Annotated in this window: 2 protein-coding genes; both read left to right on the top strand. The window is 42.1% G+C overall.

Annotated features, from left to right (window positions below):
• Positions 1-820: hypothetical protein (locus ACFIJP_RS09215; protein ID WP_375627116.1), on the top strand; the 820-nt coding region annotated here is incomplete at its 5' end.
• Between the two features lie 91 nt (positions 821-911).
• Positions 912-1,174, top strand: a 263-nt coding sequence (locus tag ACFIJP_RS09210) for a DUF4043 family protein (protein ID WP_375627114.1), incomplete at its 3' end; no start/stop codon positions are given.

Below are 1,174 nucleotides of genomic sequence, written 5' to 3'. Positions count from 1 at the left end.
GAGCTCTTTTGATGCCGGCACTTATGATGGTGAAACGATTGATAATGATGATGTCACCTCTCCAGAGCCGGTTGCACCGCCCGTTGAAAAGCCTTCAGAGATTGTTCCTAATTTAGAACAGCAGCGTATGGAGCAACAAGCCAAACAAGCTCGTGAAGCGCTTGTCAAGCTTTATGAACCCCAATCCCAGACGCCAATGGTTGAAGGTGAAAATGCACCCCCAGACCCTACACAAGACATTATTGGCTATATGAGTTGGATGGGAAAAAAGATTCGAGAGCAGGATGCGTATATTAGGGAACAGAAAGAAGCGCTAAGACAAGCTGAGGAACAGCAGCAGCATGATATACGTCTTGGTCAGTTTTTCAACAATTCTGTTAAGTCGTTTCAAAATAAATCCAGTGATTTTGGTGATGCGGCAAATTTTCTTTATGAGAAGCGTGCGAAGGAATTGAGTTCTTGGTCGTCACTTTATCCTGAGTACGCAGATCCAAACACAATTTCTGAGATCATAAGGAATGAATTGCGTACGATTGTAGCGACTTGTGCACAAAGAGATCTCAATCCGGCAGAAGAGATTTATAGAATAGCGCAAAATCTTGGCTATCAGAACCAAGCAGTACAAGCGAATAATCAAGTTGCAGAACTTCAAAGCCGTCAGAATTCTGCGAGAACCTTAACGGCATCTGGTGGAGGGGGCGTGACGGGTCCTATGACTTTAGAATCTATTGGAAATATGTCTGATAAAGAATTTGGAGAATGGTATAGCAATCCTAAGAATCAAATCATTTTTGATAAGTTAATGGGGCGCGATGGCTGATTATAGTCTAGGTGCATAACGTAATCCGCTTTTAATGCGGGTTTTTGCCGGCTTTAAGCCGGTTTTTTTATAGCAAAGAAAGGTAAAATCAATGGCAATAACACGTATACCTATTAATGATGCTCAAGCGGTGAAAGCTTGGTCAAAGAGATTAAATTATGAAGCGTCTAAAGCGCTTGATATTGAACCATTAATGGGAGAAGGCTCCAATAGTATCATTCAAGTCAAAAATGAACTTAGGAAAGAAGGTGGCGATTGTGTTACATTTAGCTTACGTGCACAGATTATGGGGCGTGGTGTAAGCGAGGGTGAAACGCTTAAAGGCAATGAAGAAGCCCTCCAATTTCTCCATGA

It is taken from the genome of Bartonella sp. MU37NMGALS (genome assembly GCF_042194015.1).
GTDB classification, from domain to species: domain Bacteria; phylum Pseudomonadota; class Alphaproteobacteria; order Rhizobiales; family Rhizobiaceae; genus Bartonella; species Bartonella grahamii.
This window is presented reverse-complemented; position numbering and strand designations above follow the sequence as displayed.